The 15,617-nt window shown below is 70.8% G+C and carries 12 protein-coding genes; 4 read left to right on the plus strand and 8 right to left on the minus strand.

Annotated elements, in window-relative coordinates:
- From ABZ948_RS27750 to ABZ948_RS27785, 8 genes are all read right to left on the minus strand, one after another.
- On the minus strand, positions 1 to 621 hold a 621-nt coding region (locus tag ABZ948_RS27750; RefSeq protein WP_359763914.1), incomplete at its 3' end, for an FMN-binding protein.
- A gap of 40 nt (positions 622 to 661) precedes the next feature.
- Positions 662 to 2,044 carry a ferredoxin reductase family protein gene (locus tag ABZ948_RS27755; RefSeq protein WP_359763916.1) on the minus strand — a complete coding sequence of 461 codons (1,383 nt, stop codon included), beginning with the start codon at positions 2,042 to 2,044 and terminating at the stop codon, positions 662 to 664.
- A 146-nt stretch (positions 2,045 to 2,190) separates the two neighbouring features.
- Positions 2,191 to 2,796, minus strand: coding sequence for a hypothetical protein (locus ABZ948_RS27760; protein WP_359763918.1), 606 nt, complete (start codon positions 2,794 to 2,796; stop codon positions 2,191 to 2,193).
- Entirely contained in the window at positions 2,793 to 3,188 is a 396-nt protein-coding gene (locus ABZ948_RS27765) for a hypothetical protein (RefSeq protein WP_359763920.1), read from the minus strand. Before ABZ948_RS27765 ends, ABZ948_RS27760 begins: the two co-directional genes overlap by 4 nt.
- Complete coding sequence (locus ABZ948_RS27770; RefSeq protein ID WP_359763922.1) at positions 3,181 to 8,115, minus strand: HD domain-containing protein; 4,935 nt, start codon at positions 8,113 to 8,115, stop codon at positions 3,181 to 3,183. Before ABZ948_RS27770 ends, ABZ948_RS27765 begins: the two co-directional genes overlap by 8 nt.
- 83 nt (positions 8,116 to 8,198) lie before the next feature.
- A complete protein-coding gene (locus ABZ948_RS27775; protein ID WP_359763924.1) occupies positions 8,199 to 8,900 on the minus strand; it encodes a L,D-transpeptidase family protein in 702 nt (233 codons plus the stop codon).
- Positions 8,901 to 8,903: 3 nt separating this feature from the next.
- A complete protein-coding gene (locus ABZ948_RS27780) occupies positions 8,904 to 9,491 on the minus strand; it encodes a pyridoxamine 5'-phosphate oxidase family protein (RefSeq protein ID WP_359763926.1) in 588 nt (195 codons plus the stop codon).
- Between the two features lie 137 nt (positions 9,492 to 9,628).
- Positions 9,629 to 10,567: a hypothetical protein gene (locus tag ABZ948_RS27785; protein ID WP_359763928.1), complete on the minus strand. Its 939-nt coding sequence runs from the start codon at positions 10,565 to 10,567 to the stop codon at positions 9,629 to 9,631.
- A 216-nt stretch (positions 10,568 to 10,783) separates the two neighbouring features.
- Here ABZ948_RS27785 and argH point away from each other — a divergent pair, with 216 nt between their 5' ends.
- From argH to ABZ948_RS27805, 4 genes are all read left to right on the plus strand, one after another.
- Complete coding sequence (gene argH / locus ABZ948_RS27790; protein ID WP_359763930.1) at positions 10,784 to 12,217, plus strand: argininosuccinate lyase; 1,434 nt, start codon at positions 10,784 to 10,786, stop codon at positions 12,215 to 12,217.
- A 154-nt stretch (positions 12,218 to 12,371) separates the two neighbouring features.
- Positions 12,372 to 13,343 (plus strand): aldo/keto reductase, encoded by a 972-nt coding sequence (locus tag ABZ948_RS27795; RefSeq protein WP_359763932.1) that lies wholly within the window; start codon positions 12,372 to 12,374, stop codon positions 13,341 to 13,343.
- A 92-nt stretch (positions 13,344 to 13,435) separates the two neighbouring features.
- Positions 13,436 to 13,987 (plus strand): TetR/AcrR family transcriptional regulator, encoded by a 552-nt coding sequence (locus ABZ948_RS27800; RefSeq protein WP_359763934.1) that lies wholly within the window; start codon positions 13,436 to 13,438, stop codon positions 13,985 to 13,987.
- The gene (locus ABZ948_RS27805; RefSeq protein ID WP_359763936.1) at positions 13,984 to 15,519 is read left to right on the plus strand and encodes an MFS transporter; all 1,536 of its coding nucleotides are present in this window, start codon (positions 13,984 to 13,986) and stop codon (positions 15,517 to 15,519) included. The genes ABZ948_RS27800 and ABZ948_RS27805 overlap by 4 nt, the downstream gene beginning before the upstream one ends.
- The last annotated feature ends 98 nt before the right edge of the window (positions 15,520 to 15,617 follow it).

Raw genomic sequence — 15,617 nt, forward strand, 5'->3', positions numbered from 1 at the left:
GCGGGGCACGGAGCTGGAGGTGATCTGGTCGCTGCGCCCGCCCTTGGGGGCCTGGACCGCCTCGGCCTGGGTGATCTTCCCGCCGGCGACGGTGATCCGGACCTGGACCGGGCCGTACTGCGTCTGCGCGACATCGCCGGTCACCGTCCCGGAGCCGCCCGAACCCTGCGAGGCGCCGCCCGCGGCCTTGGCCTTGTCCAGGGCGGACTGGAGGGACTTCTTGTATCCGGCGCTGGTGTACGTCGCCCCCGACACCGCGTCGATGTCCGCGCTCTGCGCTGCGACCGCCGCCTGGTTGAGGCGGGGGACCGAGCTGGCCGTGATCTGGTCGCTGCGGCCGCCCTTGGGCGCCTGGACCGCCTCGGCCTGCGTGATCTTCCCGTTGGCCATGGTCAGGCGGACCTGCACCGCGCCGTACTGCGTCTGCGCCGCGTCACCGGTGACCGCGCCGTTCACGCCGCCCTGCGGGGCCTGCCCGGCGGCCGCCGGCGGGACCTGGCCGCCCGCGGCCTGGGCGGCGCCCGGGTCGGAGGCCGGCTTCAGGGACAGCAGCAGCACGATCCCGGAGACGGTGGCTGCGCCGGCGAGCACGGCACGCCGGACGGGGTGAGACTTCCTCATCGTTTCTCAAGCTCCTGAAGGGCCGTTGGTGTCCCGTCGCTCACATCTCGAACGACTCGTGATGGATACGGCGGGCGGGGACTCCCGCACCGCGCAGTGCCTCGTAGACCGACTGCGCGAAGCCGGGCGGCCCGCACATGAAGACGTCGTGGTCGCCGATGTCCGGGATCTTCCGCTGCAGGGACTCGGCGGAGATGTCCGGGCGGGCGCCGTCCGGGCTGTTGACCGCGTACATCAGCCGCGCGCCACGCTCGTCGGCGATCTTGGCGAGTTCGCCCCACAGGGCCAGGTCCTGGGTGCTGTTGGCCCGGTAGAGGAGCGTGATGTCACCCGACGCGCCCGGCAGCGTCTCGAACAGCGCCCGCATCGGCGTGATGCCGACCCCGCCCGCGACCAGCAGCACCTTGCCGCGGCTGCGGCGCTGCGCGGTCATCGCGCCGTAGGGGCCCTCCGCCCACACCCGGGTGCCGGGTGTCAGTTCGCGCAGCCGCTCGGTGTGGTCGCCGATCGCCTTGACTGTGATCCGCAGCATGTCCGGGCGGGGCGCCGCCGACAGGGAGTACGGGTGCGAACTGAACCGCATGCCCGGCGCCATGAACCGCCAGCGGAAGAAGTGCCCGGCCTCGGCGCCCATCCGGTGCAGCTTGCGTCCGCCGATCAGCACGGACACGATGCCCGGGGTCTCCTCGATGACCGCCTCGACGCGCATGCGGTGCCGCATGTTCAGGCGGATCGGGGTGAGGATCCGGTACCAGACCACCAGCGCGGTCACCACGCCGTACAGCCCGTACCAGAAGGTCTTGGCGGTGGGCTCGACGGCGAACTCGTTGCCGGTCGTGATCTGGTGCCAGAACGTCATGTACACCGAGGCGTACGTGAGCAGGTGCACGTGGTACCAGGTGTCGTACCCGATCAGGCGCCGGACGCCGCCGATCGACAGGATCCCGATGAGGAACAGCAGGCCGGTGCCGATCGCCGCCTTGCCCATGTCGGGCAGCTGGTTGATGGAGTCGACGGTCTGCTGGACGATGTCGCCGAGCCCCTTGCCCGCCTGCAGGGCGTAGCCCCACATGGTGAGGAAGACGTGGGCGAGGACCAGACAGAGCGTGTAGCGGCCGGTCATGGCGTGCCAGCGCGCGACCCGGTCGGTGCCCACCCGGCGCTCCAGCGCCGGGACGCGCGCCATCTGGAGCACCACCAGCGCCATCAGGTAGCCGGCGAGCAGACCGGTGATCCGGCCCGCGGCCAGGATCTTGCTCGTGGTGTCCGCGAGGGACGGCGTGTTGTCCCACCACAGCCACAGCACGGCCGCCGCACCCGCCCACAGGGCGATCAGCAGCGGTACGGCCGGGGAGCGGCGCGGGCGGATGCGGCGCATCGTCTGGCGGCGGGCGGCACGGCCGCCTGCGAGCGTGGTGGTCACGGTTCCTCCGTGGGGACTTGACCCTTGGCCCACAGATACGTGCCGGGACACGGGAGTGTTCAGTCGCGTGCCGAGTCATGTGCGCACCGGAGTGACCGGCGGTAACACTCATCCCCGCAGGACATGTCCCGGTACAGAATTCGTGATCACCCGGAAGAACCGCATACGGTGACCGGAATGATCGAGGTCACCGTGCGGGCGGGCACAACGGTCGGTTTGTCGTTCTCCAGCCCCAGCACCACACCGGCCGGTCCGGAGCCGAGGAACTTCCCGCAGCGTTCCCCGCTCGTCGTCACGACCCGCACCATATGGTCCGGCGGCGCACCGGTCGTCGTCCACGCGACCACCACGCCGACGGCGACCAGAGCAACCCCGGTGATGCAACACACGGCGGCGTAGCGCAGAGATCTGGTGACTCGGACGATTTCCTGTCGCGTCCACTCCCGCAGTGCCTGCCCCGCTAGCAGTACCCGCTCGCCCGGACTTCCGTGCGCGGCACGCACCGCCAGGATCGATCCCAGCAGCAGGAGCAGGAACGCGAAGCCGATCAGCGTTCCGGCCGCCTGCCGCGCGGCGGCCGGGAGCTGAGCGAGGTCGTCCCGTCCCTTGAGCATGACCAGGATGGCAAGGAGTGCCGTGAGGCCGGTGAGGCCCGTGCGCCATCCCTCCGCCTGGCGCCGCAGCTCGGGGAGCTGGGTGAACTCCAGCTCGCGGGCGAGCTGTGCCCAGCGTCGGTCCGACTGCCTGCTCATACCGTGTCTTCCGCGTGCAGCGCGGCAACGCGCCAGCTCGCCCCACATCCCACGAACGGGGCGTCGGCGGGCAGGCCGGGGTGCGGGTGCCCGCACTCACAGAAGTGCACCTCGCGCAGGAGGACTTCCGCGCCGTCCGGTATCGCCTCGGTCCCCGTCGGGGCAGGGTGCGCTCCGCGGAGCCGGTCGAGGAGTCCTTTCGTGCCGGTGCCGGGCAGGCCGTACCGGTACTCCGAAGCGGTGTCGCCGAGGCAGCGCGGACAGGCGCCCTTCACCAGAACGCCCTGCCGGTCGGCTGTGGCACGCCGGACGAAGTGTCCGGTGCCCACACCGACGTACGCCTCCACGTACACCGCGCCGAAATCGTGGTCCGGGTTCCGTGACTCACTCATCCGCGTCGCACTCCCCTTCGTCGACCGCCAGCTCGAACATCTCCGCGTAGAGCCGGAGGCGCTGGGTGATCCACGCCTCGCTCTCACCGGTGGCCTCGGCGGCACGCCGGATGTGTCGCGACGTCACCCGTCCTTGGACAGCGGGCAGCAGGCCGTCGAAGAACTGTGTGAGCAGGGTCAGGTCCTGCCAGAGAGGGACGACGTCCGGAACGACGTCGGGAAGGACGGTGGCGACCGGGCAGAGGGGGAGGTACGGGGCGATGCGGTCGACGGTGCGCGGGATCGGCTCGCCCAGACGCCCGGCGATGCTGACGAGGTCGAGAGGGACGTAGGGGGCGTTTTCCTCTGTCACTCGATGAGAGGAGTGCAGCGCCAGGAGGTCGTAGGCGTCCGGTATGCGGCTGCGCAGCGCGGTCAGCGACCGTCCGGGGAGTTCGGGGATCAGGGCGTCGAGGGAACGCAGGGGCAGCAGGCGCTCGTAGGCTGTGGCCGGTTCTACGGCCAGCTGACGGGCATGGGTGGCCAGCCGCAGAGGTGTCAGCCGATGCCACGTCGCAGGGCCGTAATAGCCGCCGTTGAGGCTGGGGCGACCGATGACAGCGGCGCATACCGGATCTGTGGGGCGGAAGTCGGCGAGGGACTCGGGGAGTGCCGGCATCGCGAGGCCGTAGCGCTCGGCGTACTGCGCCGCCAGCGCCCACACCTCCCCCAGCGTCTCGTTGAGGAGTGCCGCCGAGCTCAACAACATGGCGGCTGTAATGCTCCCGGTGGGGAAGTCCTCCTCGTCGAGGGTCGCTTCCTTGCCCGAGAGGACGTAGCGGGCCCGCAACGGCAGCTTCGCCCATTCACTCACGACACTGAGGTTCTCCGGTATCGAGACTCCTGCCTGGGCCAGGTCGTCGGCCGCGAGGAGCATGTCGATCTCGGACGAGTAACCCAGGCAGCTGACGGCCAAAGATTCGGTGTCGACTCCCTGCTCAAGGGTCCGCTCGAGCTCCATCAGGCGTCTTGAGAGGATGGCCGCGTCGATCGACGGCATGAGGGCGCCCGCCGTCGGATCGTGGGCGTACCGGCGTTCGTATCGGAGACCGAGTCTTTCGGCATCACGGGCGAGTCGCTCCTCGGCGTCCCTCAGATTGGTGTCCAGCGTGTCCGCGAAGTCCACGGTTGCAGCCCAGTGGAGCATCCGAACGCCATCCGGGAGCCGGGTGGTGAACAGGCGCACCACCTCGTACGTCTGATCCGGGAGGGTCGCCCAGGCGGAGACCTCGTGCGGCGAGGGGACCGTCCAGCCCAGCCACGAAAAGGCGGTGAGCTTGCGCAGGACCTCGGATTGCGGCAGGTGGGTGCGTCCGGACAACCTGCGGATGTCCAAGGGGTCGTTCGCCAGTTTCCACACGGTGGACCGGTTGTCGGACGACCGGATGAACATGCCCTCCAAGTCGTCCTGGGTGCAAACGTGATGTTCGTACTCCGGGGGGACATTGGGCAGAGGGGACGGGAGGAGTGGAGCGAACTTGCGCAGCTGTCGCACCAGGTCCCCCAAGGGCATGGAGAGACGGTCCGATGCCAGGATCAGCGCCCCCCAGTGGTCGGAGCCGTCGCCCGCGGGCACTTCCTCGAGTTCCCCGTGCAACAGGTTGGCCACAGCACCGTCCACGGCGTCGGGCACCAGGTCCAGTGGGCCGCCGCTGTCGCGCAGCGGCGCGTAAGTGGGGTGCACGATGCGCAGGGCCCTGCACCGCCGCAACAACTCCTCGACGGTCATGCCGTGGCGTGCCGCGAAGTCCACCACCTGGCACCAGGAGGACAGCGCCGAGGTGACGACGGCGGCGTCCCCGGCCGCGGCCACCGGATGCCCGACCAGGCTCGACGGCATCGCCATGCTGTCATTCCGGTGGGCGACCCGGAGGACGCGGGCCCGCCAGGGGTCCCACGCACGTTGCACGGTGCCCAGCCGCTGGTGGGTGACACCGCGGTCCAGGTGGAACCAGCCCACCTGGTCGAGGTCCACGTCCTCTTCCTCCCACCCCGCTGCGAGAACGCCCTTGCCTCGCCACTCACGATCGAGCACGCGAGCTGCGCCGTTGCTCTTCTCGTCCAGTTGCCCCAGCCAGTGCAACGACAGACCGGGCCAAGCCGCGAGCTCCTTCGCTCCCCGCCGCCACAGCCTCTCGATCCACTCCGCGTCGAACTCCTGCAGTTCCTTGCGGCTGACGCTGAGCTTTCCGGCGTGCGGCCCCGTCAGGTTCACCACATAGCCGAACGGCTTCTTGTCCGTAACGATGCCGTCGCACAGCAGCGCTCCGTCTCCGACCACCCACCAGAGCGCTCCCGGAACCGCCTCCAGGCAATCGACGGGATCGACGCCCGGTAGCGGCTGGAGCGCACCGGGCTCCCATACGTGCCCGTGCCCCGTGGCCTCCCGCGCCTCGAGAGCGAACTCGCTCATCCGTACCAGTTGCCGCAGTACCGAGACGCATGACAGGGGCCGACTCGTCGCGCCCTCCCGCAGGTACAGCCGCACCCGCGTACCGCCCTCCGCGAGGCCGTCGTCCGAGCCGTCATGGCGCTGGATGCGGAAGAGGCTCCCACTGCTCGGGATGTCGACCCGGAGCGCCTGTTCCGCGGGAATGCCCTCCGCGCTGACCTGGCGGGTCACGATGGTCATTTCGTCGGCGAGCATGAAGTAGCTGAAGACACCGATGCCGAAACGGCTGTTGGGGTACAGGCGCAGGGCAGGATCGTGGCGCAGCCAGCGGGACTGCTCCTTGCGAAAGGCCGTGGACCTCTCGAACCGGCTGCCGGCCCGTGTGAACGTCTGCTTGAGCTGCTCCGCACTCATGCCCACACCGTTGTCCCGGCACTCGACGTACCGCCCGCGCTCGTCCTCGCCCTGGGCGAACACGATCCGCCCGGTCCAGCCGGCGGGCCTGGTCCCGGTGCGCCGGAGGAACTCCCACCGCATGGCACGGTAGCGGCAGGCGTCCATGGCGTTCTGATAGAGCTCTCGCAACGCCAGCTGCGGCTCGCCGCCGTACAGTTGCTCGCCCATCAGCAGATCGCGCACCTCGGTCTGGGCGAGGTGGAAGCGCAGAAGGGGAACTTCGTACGCGGCGTGAGAACCTACGCGCAGGGGCCGCAGGTCCCGGTCGGTGATGCGGCTGGGCACGGCCGCCAACATCTCGACCTCCGGCTCTCGCAGACGGCCGGCCAGTTCCCAGGTCCGGGCCGTCAGCTGGTCCGCCTCGTGCGCGAGTTCCGTGAGAGCGGCGTGTACCGCCTGGTGCGGGCAGGGCGCGTCCAGGTGCAGGGCGTTTCCTTCGCGATGCCAGCTCAGCCCGCGGGCCATGGCCACGATCTGCTGCGGAAGAACCGGGTCACTGACGGCCAAGTGCTCAGCCACGACGTCCGGTAGGGTGCGGACGTCCACGGCGAGGGTCGCGGCGAGACGGAGCAGAGCGGCCAGTGGACGGATCCGCAGCCGCTGGTGGCCACCGGACAGGAGCACCTTGCGGGACGCCCAGCCGTTCGGCTCGTCGTAAGGTTCTTCCCTACTCAGTCCTGAGGCCGCCACCCGGAGCAGCTCCGACAGTTCGTGCACCCGGTCGTCGGTCACGCCCAGCCGTTTCGCCAGTGCCTCAGCCGGCTCGTCCGGAACGACTTCGTCGTCCGTCTGGAAGCGGTCCGCGATCCAGCGGTGCACGAGCCACATGGCGACCGACGCCGCGTCCTCGACGCGGTCACGAGCCTGGCAATCGGTCAGCTTCCGCGCGATACGCCCGTGTTGCTCGACGATCTGCTCGTAGTGCCGACGGTGGGCCCGCGCCTGCGCGCGCCGCTCCAGCGTGTAGGGATCGGTCTCCGCCGCCTGGCTGAGCCGCTCGGCCCAGGCCACTTCATGCAGGAAGGGAGCCGCGACGAGCGCGACCACCTCGATCGCGGAGAGTGACGTGTCCTCCGATAACAGCAGGGGCAGCCTGTCGGAAAGCAGCCTGACCAGGAACGCGTCGTCCACCCACGGGTCGGGATGCGGCAGACGCTGCTGCGCGAGATGGACGGTACGGGCGCACTGTTCGACGAACACCGCCAGCGCGTCCTGAAAGCCGGGTACATGCGCCTGGTCCGATGCGGGTACGCGGTCCCACAACGACGTGGACCGAGCCGCCTCCAGCCAGGATTCGAGGAGGGGACGGCCGCTACAGATCTCGCTCTCCTTGGTCCCTGCCTCGGAGTAGTCGGTGCCGTAACGGATCCGTGGGCGTTGGATCAGACCGTGGCGCAGGGCCGCTTCTCTCGTGCGGGCGAGTGCGGTGTCGAAGACGGCCTGGACCGTTCGGGATGGCGTCAGCGGGCCGAGCGCGTCCGCCAGCCCGCGGGTGAAGAAGCTTCCGTCGGCCGTGTAGCCACAGCGTTCGCCGGCGGAGCACCCGGTCAGTACGGCGAAGCCGCCTTTCGGGGGGCCATAGTCGACGCTGGCGCCGAAGATCGCCCCGTCACTGGCGGTGTCCGTCCTGCAGGCGTCGATGAGCCAGACGACCGTGGCCGCAGGACAGTCCTTGAGCAGAGGACCGATGTTGGCCGGAAGGAGGGAGCTCAGGTAGGGCTCCCGCCAGTTTCCGTCGGATGGCGGGACGGCGTCGGCGGGGACCAGGTAGTCCGTGCGGTTGACGCGTAGGCCGTGGCCGGTGAAGTAGAGCAGGAGGGTGCCGCCTGCCGGCGTGTCGCGAGCCATCTCGTAGATGCTCGACCTGATCAGGCTGAGGCCCGCGTTGTGGAGCGACTCCACTTCGTAACCGGAGGCGTGCAGTGCCGTGCTCATCAGCCGCAGGTCGGCTTCGGCCGCCTCGCTGAGAGGTTCCAGCTCGTCGGCGGTCGCGGGCGCCTGCCCGACGCCGATGAGCAGGGCCCTGCGCGCTTCGTTCATGTCCCCGTTCCCCTCCTACGAGCAGGGGAACATGATGGCATCGCGGTCCGACAGCGGGGGCCGGAACGTTCCCCGAGCGGACTTCAGTAGCGGACCAGCGCCGTCGGCCCGCCCGCCGTCCCGATGGCGATGTGCGGCCGCCGCGCCGGGTCGGCCCACGTGAGGATCCGCCGCATCGCGTCCTTCGGCACGGAGACGCAACCGGCCGTCGCCCCGCGCCCGTTGACGTGGAGGAAGATGCCCGCGCCGCGCCCGCGCACCGGACGCTCGTAGTTGAAGCCGATGACGAGCGCGTGCGCGTACCGCTCGCCGTAGGTGATCAGGTGCTCCGACTCGGCGGCCCGGCAGTCGGCCGCGCGAGGTTCGCTCCAGCGGTTGTAGGAGCGCGAGTCGTTGTCCTGGCACCACCAGGAGTCCCGGTGCACCCGGCGGTACGGGTACGCCGTCCCGCGCGGCGCCGCCTCGATGCCGAAGGCGTACGGCAGGCCGTACACGCCCGTGGGCGTGGTGTTCGTGCCCTGCTCGCGGGAGGCGCCCGCGACGAGTCCGTTCGCTCCGAAGCGGGCCGGTGCGGAACCGGTCCTCACCCAACGCCCGCCGGTGCGGTCCCACCAGGTGACGGTGCCCGTCGTCGAGGTCCTCTTCGGGGCCACCGCGGTGATCAGCTGGGTGCCGCCGCCGGTGTCCGCCATCCGGGCCGGCAGCGGCGGCGGTGCGGGGGCGGGCGGCCCCGCGCCGAGCACGACGAGGGAGCAGACGGCGAGGGCGACGGCACCGGGGCGCATGCCTCAGACGGTAGAGGGGGGCAGCGGCAACGGCAGCCCGGGCAGTCCGTCCAGGCTGGTGGCGATGTGCTCCTTCTTGGTGAAGTAGGCGTCGAGGGAGGCGTCGTCCTCCCGCGCGAACCGCTTGCCGTGCAGATCACGGTCCTGCTCGTACGCCATGAAGGGCACCGCGTAACCACAGGTGTCACGGACCAGTTCGGCCGTGACGACGATGATCGCGCGCAGGCCGTGCTGCGTCGGGTCGATGTCCGGGAAGCGCGCGAGCAGTTCGCCGAAACGGGGGTCGTCGCGGAAGACCGGTTCGCCCTTGCCGTGCACGCGGACGATGTTCGGCGGGCCCTGGAAGGCGCACCACATCAGGGTGATCCGCTCGTTCTCCCGCAGGTGGGCGATGGTCTCGGCGTTGGAGCCGGCGAAGTCGAGGTAGGCCACGCGCTGCTCGTCGAGCACCGTGAAGGAGCCCCTGAGGCCCTTGGGGGAGAGGTTGATCGTGCCGTCGGCGGACAGGGGGGCGGTGGCGGTGAAGAAGACCGGCTGCGCCTCGATGAACGAGCGGAGCCGGCCTTCTATGCGCTCATAAGTCTTTCCCATGTCTAACGATTATGGGTGCATATCCTTCGCCTGTCTAAGGAATCGCGGGATCCGGTCACCTCTGCCGGATTCCGCGGGCGCCTGCCCGTGGCCGCCCCGGCCGGCGCTCACACGGGGCGGCCACAGCGCCTGTCACCTCACTTGGTGAGCGTGCAGGCGGCCAGGGAGTCCAGGCCGGCCGGACGCTCGGCCGTGCGGCCGATGGCGGTGGCGATGCGGTTGATCGCGGCGACGCGCTTGTCCTCCAGCGGGCCGAGGATGGCGTTCTGGACGAAGTTGGGTCCGCCCTGGCCGACGGTGTCGACGAGGCGCTTGTTGGCCTCTTGGATCTGGGTGTCCAGCTGGCCCAGGTTGCGGTCGACCTCGGCCTGGGCCGAGGCGGGGATCGCCGGCAGCTGGGAGGCCACGTCCGGGCAGCTGATCGTGCCGGCACCGGCGTTGCCCGCCTCGCCCGCACCCGCGCCCTCGCCCGCACCCTCTTCGGCGCCCGCGCCCGCGCCCGCCTCCGCGCCCGCACCGGCTTCGGCACCCGCACCGGCCTCGGCGCCCGCGCCCTCGCCGGCTCCCGCGCCCGCCTCCGCACCGGCGCCCGCCTCGCCGCCCGCCGCCTCGCCCGCTCCGGCGCCGCCGTCGGCGTTGAGCTGGCAGGCGGCGAAGGCCTCGAGCCCCTCGGGCTTCTCCGCGGCGCGGCCGATGGCCGTCTCGATGCGGTTCAGGGCGGCGACGCGCTTGTCCTCCAGCGGGCCGAGGATGGCGTTCTGGACGAAGTTGGGTCCGCCCTGGCCGACGGTGTCGACGAGGCGCTTGTTGGCCTCCTGGATCTGGGTCTGCAGCTGGGCGAGGTTGCGGTCCACCTCCGCCTGCGCCGAGGCGGGGATCGCCGGCAGCTGGCCGGTGACGTCCGGGCACGTGATGGTGCCGGGGCCCGCCAGCGTCCGGGCGTTCGTGCCGCCGCTCTTGGACGTCTCCCCGGCGAGGGCGAAGCCGGCGATCGCCGTGCCGGACAGCGCCACCGCGGCCGCGCCGCCGATGAACGCGACGCGACGCTTGTTGTACTTCGGAAGAGCCCTGGACATGGGGGTGCCTCACTAGGGGTCGGTGGGTCGTCGGTGTACAAACGCGGCGCCTGCGTTCGGCGAGAGGTACGGGTAAGCGGTTTCGCGCGTTCAACGGATCTTCAAATTCCCCGTGCCTGACCGGAAACCGCCCTCACCGCGAGGCAGATTGACGAATCATGCAGAGGTCTGCATAATCATGCAGGTCGCATCCCTACCCATCGAGGAGCGCAGCAGGTGAGCAGCAACAGCGGTGACGTCCGGCTCTGGGGCGGCCGATTCGCCGACGGTCCCGCCGAGGCCCTGGCGAAGCTGTCCGCGTCCGTCCACTTCGACTGGCGGCTCGCGCCGTACGACATCGCCGGTTCGCGTGCGCACGCGCGCGTGCTGCACAAGGCGGGCCTCCTCACGGAGGACGAGCTGACCCGCATGATCGCCGGGCTGGACCAGCTCGAGGCGGACGTCGCCGACGGCTCCTTCACGGGCACGATCGCCGACGAGGACGTGCACACGGCCCTGGAGCGCGGCCTGCTGGAGCGCCTCGGTCCCGACCTCGGCGGCAAGCTCCGCGCGGGCCGCTCCCGCAACGACCAGGTCGCCACCCTCTTCCGGATGTACCTGCGCGACCACGCCCGCGTCATCGGCGGTCTCATCGCCGAGCTCCAGGACGCGCTGATCGGCCTCGCCGAGGCCCACCCGGACGTGGCGATGCCCGGCCGCACGCACCTCCAGCACGCCCAGCCGGTCCTCTTCGCCCACCATGTCCTGGCCCACGTCCAGTCCCTCTCCCGGGACGCGGAGCGCCTGCGCCAGTGGGACGCGCGCACGGCGGTGTCGCCGTACGGCTCGGGCGCCCTGGCGGGCTCCTCCCTGGGCCTGGACCCCGAGGCGGTGGCGAAGGACCTCGGCTTCGAGCACGGCTCCGCTGGCAACTCGATCGACGGCACGGCCTCCCGCGACTTCGTCGCCGAGTTCGCCTTCATCACCGCGATGATCGGGGTCAACCTCTCCCGGATCGCCGAGGAGGTCATCATCTGGAACACGAAGGAGTTCTCCTTCGTGACCCTGCACGACGCGTTCTCCACCGGCTCGTCGATCATGCCGCAGAAGAAGAACCCGGACATCGCGGAGCTGGCCCGCGGCAAGTCCGGCCGCCTGATCGGCAACCTGACGGGTCTGATGGCGACCCTGAAGGCCCTGCCGCTCGCCTACAACCGCGACCTCCAGGAGGACAAGGAGCCGGTCTTCGACTCCATCGACCAGCTGGAGGTCCTGCTCCCCGCCTTCACCGGCATGATGGCCACGCTCACCGTCCACCGCGAGCGCATGGAGGAACTGGCCCCCGCCGGCTTCTCCCTCGCCACGGACATCGCCGAGTGGCTGGTCAAGCAGGGCGTCCCGTTCCGCGTGGCCCACGAGGTGGCCGGCGAGTGCGTGAAGGCCGCCGAGGCCGAGGGCAAGGAACTGGACGAGCTGACGGACGAGCAGTTCGCGAAGATCTCCTCCCACCTCACGCCGGAGGTGCGCTCGGTCCTCAACGTCCCCGGCGCCCTGGCCTCCCGCAACGGTCGCGGCGGCACGGCCCCGAGCGCGGTCGCGGTCCAGCTCGCCGAGGTGAAGCAGGACGTGGCGGCCCAGCACGAGTGGGCCCTGGCCAAGAAGAAGGGCTGAGAGGGAACGCCCCGTCCGGGGCGCGGGGAACTGCGCGAGCAAGCGACGACGACCCGCACCCGCCGAAACACAGCGAGAGCCGAGCTCCGAGGCGAAGGTCATCGCAGGTTACGTTGTTCGGAAGCCACCGTGAGCCGACCGAACGGAGCCGACGATGCCCTTCGCCCGCCTGGCCACAGCGACAACCCCCACCTGCCACATCGGCCTCGGCCTCGCCGCCGTCGGACGCCCCGGCTACATCAACCTCGGTCGGGAAGAAGACCTGGGGGACGACCGCAGCGTCGAGACGCTGCGCACCCGCACCCACGAACTCCTCGACGCCGCCTACGCCCAGGGTGTCCGCTACTTCGACGCCGCCCGCTCCTACGGCCGCTCCGAGGAGTTCCTCGCCGACTGGCTGAAGGACAGGCCCGGCCTCGACGACATCGTCATCGGCAGCAAGTGGGGCTACACCTACACCGCCGACTGGTCCACCGACGCCGAGACGCACGAGGTCAAGGACCACACCCTCGCCACCTACGAACGGCAGCGCGCCGAGAGCGACGCCCTGCTCGGCGACCGCCTGGACCTCTACCAGATCCACTCGGTGACCCCGGACAGCCCGGCCCTCACCGACAAGGAACTGCACGCCAAGCTCGCGGAGGCCGCCGCCCAGGGCCTCACCGTCGGCTTCTCCACCAGCGGCCCCGCCCAGGCGGACGCGATCCGCGCCGCCCTCGCCGTGACGGTCGACGGCGAACCCCTCTTCCGTACCGTGCAGTCCACCTACAACGCGCTGGAGACCTCCGCCGCCCCGGCCCTCGCCGAGGCGCACGACGCCGGGCTCACCGTGATCGTCAAGGAGGGCATGGCCAACGGCCGCCTCGCGGGGCCGCACGCCCCGGACGTCCTGAAGGAGATCGCCGAGCGGACCGGACTGGGCTGCGACGCCGTCGCCCTGGCTGTCATCCTGCGGCAGCCCTGGGCGGGTGTCGTGCTCTCCGGGGCCGCCACCACCAACCAGCTCGCCTCGAACCTGCACGCCGCCGTCGTCGACCTCGACGACGACCAGCTGACCCGCCTCGCCACGCTGGCCGAGGAACCGCACGCCTACTGGGAGCGGCGCGGCCGGCTGCCCTGGCACTAGTCATGCGCTGAGCCCCGACAGTCGTGACTCACGCATGAGTCACGCATGCCCAGTGTGAGACATTGATGTCTCATATGGGTTATGGTTGTCTCATGGCTGTCGATCCCGACCACGTGCTGCGCTCCGCCGCGGCCCTGCTGACCCGCAAATCCACCGCGACCATGGACGAGGTCGCGAAGGCCGCCGGGATCAGCCGCGCCACGCTGCACCGGCACTTCGCCGGACGGGACGCCCTCGTCCGCGCCCTGGAGTCGCTGGGCATCGAGGAGTGCCAGGCCGCGCTGGACGCGGCCCGGCTCGACGAGGGCACGGCGAGCGAGGCTGTACGCCGGCTCGTCGGGGCCGTCGAGCCCGTCGCCGGACTGCTCGCGTTCCTCTACACCGAGAACCAGCTGTTCGAGGGCGAGGGGCAGAACGCGGGCTGGGCCCGGATCGACGACCGGATCTCCGCCCTGTTCCGGCGCGGCCAGCTCGACGGCGAGTTCCGCATCGACCTCACGCCCGCCTGGCTCACCGAGGCGCTGTACGGCCTGATGGCCTCCGGCGCCTGGCTGGTGCACAGCGGCAAGGGCGCCCCCAAGGACTTCCAGCACATGATCGTCGAGCTGCTGCTCGGCGGCGCCGTACGGAGAGAGGAATCATGACCAGCACCCTGCAGCCGGCGTCGACCAGCGAGGCGGTGAAGCGCCCGGGCCGCTGGCTCGCGCTCGGCGTCCTCGTGCTCGCCGTGCTGCTGGTGGCCGTCGACGCCACCGTCCTCGGTCTCGCCACCCCCTACATCAGCGAGGACCTGAAGCCCACCGGCACGCAGCTCCTGTGGATCGGCGACGTCTACTCGTTCGTCATCGCCGGTCTGCTCGTCTCCATGGGCAGTCTCGGCGACCGGATCGGCCGCAAGCGGATCCTGCTCGTCGGTGCCACGGCGTTCGGCGCGATATCCGTGCTCAACGCCTACGCCACCACGCCCGAGATGATGATCGTCGCCCGGGCGCTGCTCGGTGTCGCCGGCGCGACCCTGATGCCGGCCACGCTCGCGCTGATCCGCAACCTCTTCCACGACCCCCGCGAGCGCAGTCTCGCCGTCGGCATCTGGGGCGCCACCGCCTCCGCCGGCACGGCCGTCGGGCCGATCGTCGGTGGGTTCCTGCTGGAGCACTTCTGGTGGGGCTCGGTCTTCCTGATCAACCTGCCCGTGATGGCCGTCCTGGTCCTCGTCGGGATCAGGCTGCTGCCCGAGTCGCGCACGGCGAACCCCGGCCCCTGGGACCTGGTCAGTGTGGTGCTGTCCCTGGTCGGCATGATCGGCATCGTGTACGCCGTCAAGGAAGCGGCGGCACACGGCTTCGCCTGGAGCACCCTGGCCGCCGGTCTGCTGGGCGCGGCCGCCCTCTGGGGATTCGTCCGCCGTCAGCTCAGGCTGCCGGCCCCGCTGCTGGACATGCGGTTGTTCGCCCACCGCGGCTTCAGCGGGGCGGTGCTCGCCGACCTGCTCACCATCCTCGGTCTGTCCGGGCTGGTGTTCTTCCTCTCGCAGTACCTGCAACTCGTCCAGGGCAGGCGCCCGTTCGAGGCGGGGCTGGCCGAACTGCCCGCCGCGATCGGTGCGGTGGTGGCCGGTCTGGTCGCGGGGCGCGCAGCCCGGCGCTTCTCCGTGCGGGTCGTCGTCTCCGGCGGCCTCGCGGCGATCGGCCTCGCCCTGGCCGCGCTCACGGTGATCGGCCAGTCCACCGGCTATCCGCTGCTCGGGGCGGCGCTGCTCGTGGTCGGCGTCGGTGCCGGTTTCTCGTTCACCGTGACCGCCGACGTGATCCTCTCCAGCGTGCCCAAGGAGCAGGCGGGCTCCGCGTCCGCCGTGTCCGAGACGGCGTACGAACTCGGCGCCGCCCTCGGCATCGCGGTGCTCGGCTCGATCGTGACCGGCGTCTACCGCGACTTCACCGGCCCCGCGGGCACCCCGGACGCGGCCCACGAGTCGCTGGGCGGCGCCGTCGAGGCCGCCGCGGGCATGCCCGCGCACACCGCCGCGACCATGCTGGACGCCGCCCGCACGGCCTTCGTCGACGGCCTGGCCCTGGCCGCGGGCGTCGGAGCGGCGGTGCTGCTCGCCGCGGCGGTGGCGGCGTGGTTCCTGCTGCGGGGGCAACGGCTGGAGAGCGGCGGGACGGAACACCCGTAGCCCCACGGCGCTGCCCGGCCCGGCACCGGCTTTAAGCCCGTTTTCGCCCTCGCCTGATGGTCTTGGCTCCGTACCCGACGTCGTTCCCCACGGCCGAA

Origin of the sequence: Streptomyces olindensis (assembly GCF_040645895.1) — a bacterium.
In the GTDB taxonomy this organism is placed as follows: Bacteria; Actinomycetota; Actinomycetes; order Streptomycetales; family Streptomycetaceae; genus Streptomyces; species Streptomyces olindensis.

Coding starts and splice junctions, on each gene's coding strand:
- ABZ948_RS27760 (WP_359763918.1), bottom strand. CDS start 2,796: ATGAGCAGGCAGTCGGACCGACGCTGGGCACAGCTCGCCCGCGAGCTG.
- ABZ948_RS27765 (WP_359763920.1), bottom strand. CDS start 3,188: ATGAGTGAGTCACGGAACCCGGACCACGATTTCGGCGCGGTGTACGTG.
- ABZ948_RS27770 (WP_359763922.1), bottom strand. CDS start 8,115: ATGAACGAAGCGCGCAGGGCCCTGCTCATCGGCGTCGGGCAGGCGCCC.
- ABZ948_RS27775 (WP_359763924.1), bottom strand. CDS start 8,900: ATGCGCCCCGGTGCCGTCGCCCTCGCCGTCTGCTCCCTCGTCGTGCTC.
- ABZ948_RS27780 (WP_359763926.1), bottom strand. CDS start 9,491: ATGGGAAAGACTTATGAGCGCATAGAAGGCCGGCTCCGCTCGTTCATC.
- ABZ948_RS27785 (WP_359763928.1), bottom strand. CDS start 10,567: ATGTCCAGGGCTCTTCCGAAGTACAACAAGCGTCGCGTCGCGTTCATC.
- ABZ948_RS27795 (WP_359763932.1), top strand. CDS start 12,372: ATGCCCTTCGCCCGCCTGGCCACAGCGACAACCCCCACCTGCCACATC.
- ABZ948_RS27800 (WP_359763934.1), top strand. CDS start 13,436: ATGGCTGTCGATCCCGACCACGTGCTGCGCTCCGCCGCGGCCCTGCTG.
- ABZ948_RS27805 (WP_359763936.1), top strand. CDS start 13,984: ATGACCAGCACCCTGCAGCCGGCGTCGACCAGCGAGGCGGTGAAGCGC.